Origin of the sequence: Streptomyces sp. NPDC001604 (assembly GCF_042893475.1) — a bacterium.
In the GTDB taxonomy this organism is placed as follows: domain Bacteria; phylum Actinomycetota; class Actinomycetes; order Streptomycetales; family Streptomycetaceae; genus Streptomyces.
The window spans coordinates 20,184-27,185 of sequence record NZ_JBIAUY010000037.1; the positions used below are offsets into that span (position 1 = coordinate 20,184).

Sequence of the window (7,002 nt, forward strand, 5' to 3'; positions counted from 1 at the left end):
TCGCGTCAGGGATGTGGTCTTCCGTCTGAGATGTCTGTGATGGTTCGAGTGGGCTGAAACAGCGGGAGCGCCTTCCTGGTGCTGCGAGGATCGCCCGCATGGATCGTAGGGACTATCTCGGCCAGTCGATGATGCAGGCCGCCGTACTGCCGGCGCGTGCCGCCTATCTCATCCGCACGGGCAGCCGCACCGGCTTCCGCCGGGCCGTACAGGAAGCGAGCACCCGGTGGGGCGGGATGACCGAACCCATCCTCGCCGTGCCGGACGACGGCGAGATCCCCGACGAACTGCGCGAGACCGTAGCCGCGGCGAAGGTCGAAGCCGCAGTCAACGTCGACGTCGACGACGCCCGCGCCCAGCGCGCGGCTGACGCCCTCGGCCTGTCCTACGTCCGGATCGCCAAGATCGACCATGTCGGCGCCGCGAGGTTCACCTGCCACCCGCTGCACGTCAACCCTCCCGTGCAGCCGTCCACCCTGCCGGTCGTCGCCGTGGACGGCGCCCCGCTGTGGCAAGTGGCCGCCGCCGGCTTCCTCAGCGAGGACCAGGCCGAAGAGCTGCGGCCCACCGTACTCGCCGTCCGCCCGGGCCTGCCCGACGAGTACGGCCGGAACCAAATGTACGGAGCCACTCATCTGCAGAGCACGATCGCGCAGTTCGGCGAGTACCGCAGCAACGCCATCGGGTCACTGCCTGCTGCGGTGTGGGTCACCGACCCCGACGACATCGAGGACTGCATCGCCTTCTGGAACTCCCGCGCGCTACGGCCGGTCAGCCACGCCGGGATGCCCATGCTGCTCCTGCCCACCGGAGAGGTTCAGCACTGGCTGGGCCTTGCCCAACAGCTCGCCGGCATGCTGGCCCGACCCGCGGAGTTCTCCCCCGACGTGATGCTGCTCAGCAGAAACGTCCCCCAGGAGCACCTGCACAAGATCGCCAAGATTCTGGAGCTGCAGCGCACGGACGCGGAGGTGAAGATCAGCGAGAAATTCCCCACCCCGGGGCTGCGGCAGCCTCCCTTCACCTACCGGACTGGCCTTGATCCGCGCTCGTGGCTCCTGCGGGACCGTGAGTACGGGTTGTCGACCTCGTTCGACGTGCACGTGTTCGCTGGGGACACGAGCACACTCCGGTTCACCTCGCCCGTCCACTTTCATACCCAGGGCAGCTGGGCGCTGGTCCGGCTGTGGGGCAGCCCGCTCGACGGCCTGCCCCGACGCGACTGCGTCGCCTCTCTCGTCGAGCCGAACGCGCAATGGCGCAGGGACGGCATCCAGTTGCGCACTCGTGCACAGAACGACTACATCTTCGGGCTCACCGTGCCCACCCTCGCCCAGGCGACTGAGGCCGTGTTGGAGCAGGCGAGCGCCCGCCACGCTCTGTCGGACAAGGGCAAGCTCGGGGTCGCGTTGCAGGCTCAGGCCGACATCGCCGCGCTCCTCGAACCGGGCGTGTACGAAGCCGTGATCGCCCTCACGACGCCCCGGTCCAAGGAACTCCTCAGGGAACTGCGGAAGATCAAGGCCGAAGGGACGGACGACGCCGCACAGCTGGTCGAGCTGGCCTCCACCTGGGGCGGCCGCGCCGAGCGACGCTACCGCCCCATCACGAAGCTGGCGCTGCCGCCGCAGCGGGCCTCCGAAGCAGCTGAACGCCTGTGCGAACTCGGCTGGGCCGAACGCGGGGTGGAGACCAACTGCGCTCAGTGCGGGGTCCGCACCTTCCATCCCTTCGAGCAGACGCAGCGCCGACCAATGTGCCCGGGCTGCTCCTCGCCATCCCGGTACGAGACCACCGCGGACGGCCTTTCCGTCTTCTACCGGCTCGACAGCTTTGTAGACCGCGCCAGCGACCAGGGCCTTCTTCCTCACCTGCTCGTGATCGCCGCGCTGACGAAGAACGAGCCAAACTCCTACTTCCTGCCCGGCATCGACCTGTGGTTCACCGACCAGACGCGCGGCGAAGCCGATGTCTTCGGCCTCTACGGTGGGCGCGTGCTGTCCGGCGAGGTCAAGACGTCCGCGTCCCAGTTCACGAACGAACAGCTCACCCACGACATCGCCCTGAGCACCCGCTTGGGCGTCGACATCCACCTACTTGCTGCGGTCGACACCGTCCCCCAGACGATTCGCGAGCAGACCGCCAAGCTTTGCTCCGACGCCGGGCTGGATCTCCTCGTCCTCGACAAGAGTGAGCTCCGCCGCTCCTGACGCCGACTCGGCCAAAGCACCATGCCGGTCAGTGTGCAGCGGGCGCCTGGCGTTGCCGTCCCAGGACAGTTGTCCGTTGACAGCGAAGTTAGTCCGGCGGAAGGCGCTGACCTGCGCGGACTAACATCGCTGTCAACGCGGTTGCATGGCGCCGCTTCGGGTCGAGGTGGTCGTCTCACGTGCCGACGAGACCCATGTGTGTCTCGTTGTAGAGGTCGCCGTGCACATCGATGCGCTCAGGCGGCGTTCAGTGGCTTTGGGTGCGGTCGACGGCTCCGGATGCGTCCTCGGTGGCTGCCCAGGTGGCGAGGAGCTGGAGTGCGTCGTGGGCCGGGGTGTGGGGCGCGGCGCTGTAGGCGGTCAGGGTGAGGCCGGGCTGGGCGGGCAGCTGCATGGCGTCGAAGTCGAGGGTGATCTCGCCGACGGTCGGGTGGCGGAAGGCCTTGCGGCCGGTGTGGTGCAGGCGCACGTTGTGTTTGGCCCAGGCGGTGCGGAACTCCTCGCTGCAGGTGACGAGTTCGCCGATCAGCCCGGTCAGGTCGCTGTCGCCGGGAGCTCGGCCGGCCTCGGTGCGCAGCAGGGAGACCGTCGTGTTCACGGACTGCTCCCAGTCGGGGAAGAAGTCACGGCCGTCCGGGTTGAGGAACTGGAAGCGGGCGATGTTGACCGGGCGCGGGGCGTCGTCTGTGAACAGTGGGGCATACAGGGCGCGGCCGAGGCGGTTGACGGCGAGGATGTCGAGGCGGCCGTTGCGGATGAAGGCCGGGGACTCGGTCATGGAGTCCAGGACGCGCAGGACGCTGTCCGGCAGGGGACCGCGGGCGCGCCGGGGGCGGCGGGCGGGCCGTTGGGCGGCGGCGCGAGCCAGGTCGTAGAGGTGGGCGCGTTCGGCGTCATCGAGCCGCAGCGCGTTCGCGACGGAGTCCAGGACCTCTTCGGAGGCGCCGGCGAGGTGGCCGCGCTCCAGACGGACGTAGTAGTCGACGCTGACGCCAGCGAGGATCGCGACTTCTTCGCGGCGCAGGCCCGGTACGCGCCGGTTGCCGCCGTAGGCGGGCAGTCCGGCCTGTTGCGGGGTGATTTTCGCGCGGCGGGAGGCCAGGAACTCGCGGATGTCGCTCTCGGTACTCACGCATTCCAGGCTAGGTCGGTTGGCTTGGATAAGGGGGGTTCTGTCAGTACCTGGAACGAGCGTACCTTCCGCGCCTGCGTGACCTGCGGTTTCCTCGATAGCGGTAGGGCTGCGCTGCTGCGGGATACCTCTTGCGGGGCCTCGTCCGGGCTGCCGCTGCAGGAACTCCTGCAGACAGTGGTTCTACCGGAATGCACGCGAACCATTGCAAGGAGTCATGACATGGCGAAGCAGTCCGCGCCCCAGGAGCTGGCCCAGATCGCGCCGAAGCTCGTCGAGGTCACCAACGAGGTGCTCTTCGGTGACGTGTGGGAACGCGCCGAGCTGTCCCCGCGCGACCGCAGCCTGGTCACGGTCAGCGTGCTGGCCGCGCTGTACCGCAGCGAGCAGCTGCCCTACCACCTGGGTGTGGCGCTGGAGAACGGGCTCACCGTGGAAGAACTGTCCGAGGCGATCACGCACCTGGCCTTCTACGCCGGCTGGCCCAACGCCATGACCGCGATCAACCAGCTGAAGCAGATCGACGACGAGCGCGCCGCCTGACCGGCCAAGCCGCCCACCCCCACCGCCCTCTGTGGATCAAGGAAAACAGTCGTGGAACACATCACCGAAACCCCCACCCTCAAGGCCCCGGCCGACCGCTTCACCGGCGACGTCTACCTCAACATGATCGAGGTGCCTTCCGATTCGGCCCGTCTGGCGTCCGCGCTGGTGCGCTTTACTCCGGGCGCCCGTACCAACTGGCACTCCCACGCCAAGGGCCAGGTCCTGTACGTCACCGACGGTGTCGGCCTGGTCGGCACCCGCGACGGCAACGTAGTGCGGATCACTGCCGGTGAGACCGTCAAGTGCCCGGCCGAAGAGGAGCACTGGCACGGCGCCACTGACACCACCCTCATGGCCCACATCGCCATGGTCGTCGGCGACAGCAGCGGTGACGGGACCACCTGGCTGGAGCCCGTCACCGACGAGCAGTTCACCGCGGCTCTTGACGCCACCGGCCGCTGACGGCCCGCGACGCTGGTGCCTGCCCTGGGCCGACTAGGTTGGATGCCAACGAGTCTGTTTGCGCTGACGCCGTTCGTGATCGTGGGTCGGTCAGCGGACCTGTCTCTGCAGTGGTGAGGCGGGGGATCTCCAGGGCGAAGCGGACGTCCCAGCAGCGGAGGTTGTAGCGCTTTGCGAGCGTGCGGATTTGTGTGCCTTTGAGGGCCTCATGGGTGACGCGGTGGGCCAGGCCCCGGCGCCCGGTGAAGGGATCCTTTGTAGGAAGGCGCCGGCGTGGTCTGTTCGTGCCGCCCAGGGCGTCGGCGTCGGCAAGGGCACGTTCGAGTGCTTCGGGCGAGTGCCCTGCGGCCGTGGCGAGGTTTTCGAGGAGCGGCTTGCCGAACCACTGTGGTGGGCCGCAGAGTTAGCAGTGCAGGAAGCTGGGCTTGAGATGGTTGGCGCGAGCCAGACGCCGGATGTAGGAGTTCGCGGACTCTCCGAGACAGGGACGGAGCCGGACCGGCAGCGGTGCGAACCGGGGCGGTAGCTCGCTGTTCATCGGAACGTGCCGGACTTCGTGGGCAGCGACGCCGTGGCCGGCGGACGGGGATCTCCCGCCCTGGGGCGGTGGCCCACCCGGCGGCCACCGAAACGGCCGTACCGGAACCGCCTCCTCGAACCTGACCGACACGCAGTCCAGCAGCGGACGCCGTCGACGCTCGCGCCGGCCATCCATGCACGACACCTCGACGTACGGCACGTCGCCGCTCGCCCCAGCCGGTACGCCCTTCCAACACCCCCAGCGTGCTCACCCCGCACGACTAGGTTCACTGTCAAAAAAGCCGAAACGACTGGGTTCGTTGTCAAACGCCTCGATTGGATGACAAAGGACAACAGTTCGCCTGTGGCAGACAGGAAAGAGCCCGCAGGGACTGGTGATCGCCTCGACACTATGTCAACCTAAACGACCTTCCCTAAAACCCCAGGTCATAGAGGTGATGCTGTGGCATTGGATGCGACGCAACCTGGATTCGCCACCACGGTCGCGGACCTGCGGCTCCGCTCCTGGAAGCTTGGTGCCGGCCAGGCTATGGAGGTGATCGATCATTTCTCCGAGCCCGATTTCACGCACATCGTCGACGACCGTGCCGACGTGCACGTCAGCTCGCGCGACGGCCGGTTCTACCTCGGCTACTTCCCGAACGGCCGGCCCGGCGGCGCTGACGAAGACTGGGTGACGGGCGAGAGCTGGGTCATCGCCGTCACCGGTACCGCCAACGTCCCCGGCTACCGGATGGCCTTCGGTACGGACACGCCGGCAGAGATCGTCGCCGGCGTCGTGGCCCGGATCCTGTCAACCTCCGGGCCCCTGTGACGGGCGCATTCTCTTCCTTATGTACGCGACGCGTACTCTGCCCCTGCTCTCGCGGCTTCGCCCGCTACTGCTAGGAGAACGCCTTGGACTCGCACTCGCCCGAGATGACTGTCGGCGACATCCTCGACCTGCTGTCCGCCTGCGACCGCGACACACCTGTCCGTCTTGCCATCAACCCCTTCTTTCCCATGGCCCACCGTCTGGGCGGTGTGGCGAAGGCGGTGGACGAGCACGGTCGGCCGATGGTCTACATCGCCGAGTCCCCGGAGGCCGAGCAGTTCGGCCCGCTGCCGCCCGCGGTGGCCGTCGCTCTGACCTGGCAGGAGCCGGTCGAGGCGCCCCCGCGCCGCCGACGCGGCGCGACCGGGCCGATCGCCGACCAGTGATTCACCCCCGAACCCACGGAGGCGCCCCTGCACACGCACCACTCCATCGATCCCTCCCACCCCACCTCGCCGGACCCGGTGTACTGGGTCACCCCGCGCCACCTGGCCGGTGATGACGGCGTCCTCGCCGAGCGGATCGGCGACACCCTGACCGACCTCGGCTGGCGCATGTGGCCGACCTCCCGCAGCACCCTGCTCTATGTGAGTCCCGACGGCCTGCGCGGCGCCGAGTGGATCCTCGCCGCCTACCCGTTCGAGCTGGGCGGTCTCTCGGTGGCCTGGCAGCTCTCCGCTCGCCTGCACGCCGCCTCGGCCCTGACCGAGTGGAACGCGTACTTCACTGCCGGCGTTCCGCACGAGGCGCTCACCGATTTCCTGCTCGCGCTCGACGCCAGCGAGACACCCGATATCGGGCTCGAGAACGCCGAGTCGGTGCTCATCGCGCTCAGCGCGCGGGGTTGGCTGCGCGACATGGACCGTCCGCACACGACCGCCACCGACCCCGGCTTCTCCACGAACGTCTCGCTGGAGATGCTGCCGCCGCTCATCCACGACGCCGACCCCCGTGACGACCTTCTGGGGTGGCAGGCGTGGGCGGAGCCCGTGCTCGGGGCGCCGTACCTGTGGTGCGCGAGCTTCAGCGCGAGCGCCCCGCACGAGCTGGTCGCGGCCTTCGCGTCGTCCCTCGCCGCACCCGGTCCGGTACCGCGCCGCATGCTGCCCGAGGGAGCAGAGGACCGTCTCACCGTCGTACGCCGCGGCTGACGAGTGCTCATAGCCGGTGACCGAGGCGGGGATCGACGGGGGGATGCCCCCTCTTCAAGGCCCGGTGGTTCCCCTCCCTTCACGGGGGTGGGACCACCCGGGCAGCGCCCTAACACCAACAGCGAACAACAGAAGGCGCCCACGAAC

General features: G+C 68.5%; 7 protein-coding genes. 6 read left to right on the forward strand and 1 reads right to left on the reverse strand.

Annotated elements, in window-relative coordinates; all coding sequences use genetic code 11:
- Positions 1-98 precede the first annotated feature (98 nt).
- Positions 99-2,210, forward strand: a complete 2,112-nt coding sequence (locus tag ACFY1E_RS47570) for a hypothetical protein (RefSeq protein ID WP_389088794.1) — start codon at positions 99-101, stop codon at positions 2,208-2,210.
- Between the two features lie 247 nt (positions 2,211-2,457).
- Here ACFY1E_RS47570 and ACFY1E_RS47575 read toward each other — a convergent pair whose 3' ends face one another.
- Positions 2,458-3,342 carry a helix-turn-helix transcriptional regulator gene (locus ACFY1E_RS47575; RefSeq protein WP_389088797.1) on the reverse strand — a complete coding sequence of 295 codons (885 nt, stop codon included), beginning with the start codon at positions 3,340-3,342 and terminating at the stop codon, positions 2,458-2,460.
- Positions 3,343-3,564: 222 nt separating this feature from the next.
- Between ACFY1E_RS47575 and ACFY1E_RS47580 the strand changes: the two genes are divergently transcribed.
- The 5 genes from ACFY1E_RS47580 (at position 3,565) to ACFY1E_RS47600 (ending at position 6,855) form a co-directional block, all read left to right on the forward strand.
- Entirely contained in the window at positions 3,565-3,885 is a 321-nt protein-coding gene (locus ACFY1E_RS47580) for a carboxymuconolactone decarboxylase family protein (protein WP_389088800.1), read from the forward strand.
- Positions 3,886-3,936: 51 nt separating this feature from the next.
- On the forward strand, positions 3,937-4,350 hold the full coding sequence (locus ACFY1E_RS47585) for a cupin domain-containing protein (RefSeq protein ID WP_389088802.1): 414 nt from the start codon (positions 3,937-3,939) through the stop codon (positions 4,348-4,350).
- A gap of 982 nt (positions 4,351-5,332) precedes the next feature.
- Positions 5,333-5,704 (forward strand): DUF317 domain-containing protein, encoded by a 372-nt coding sequence (locus ACFY1E_RS47590; RefSeq protein WP_389088805.1) that lies wholly within the window; start codon positions 5,333-5,335, stop codon positions 5,702-5,704.
- A 104-nt stretch (positions 5,705-5,808) separates the two neighbouring features.
- Positions 5,809-6,090 carry a hypothetical protein gene (locus ACFY1E_RS47595; protein WP_389088812.1) on the forward strand — a complete coding sequence of 94 codons (282 nt, stop codon included), beginning with the start codon at positions 5,809-5,811 and terminating at the stop codon, positions 6,088-6,090.
- Between the two features lie 78 nt (positions 6,091-6,168).
- The gene (locus ACFY1E_RS47600) at positions 6,169-6,855 is read left to right on the forward strand and encodes a DUF317 domain-containing protein (RefSeq protein WP_389088807.1); all 687 of its coding nucleotides are present in this window, start codon (positions 6,169-6,171) and stop codon (positions 6,853-6,855) included.
- Positions 6,856-7,002: the final 147 nt, after the last annotated feature.

Coding starts and splice junctions, on each gene's coding strand:
- ACFY1E_RS47570 (WP_389088794.1), top strand. CDS start 99: ATGGATCGTAGGGACTATCTCGGCCAGTCGATGATGCAGGCCGCCGTA.
- ACFY1E_RS47580 (WP_389088800.1), top strand. CDS start 3,565: ATGGCGAAGCAGTCCGCGCCCCAGGAGCTGGCCCAGATCGCGCCGAAG.
- ACFY1E_RS47595 (WP_389088812.1), top strand. CDS start 5,809: ATGACTGTCGGCGACATCCTCGACCTGCTGTCCGCCTGCGACCGCGAC.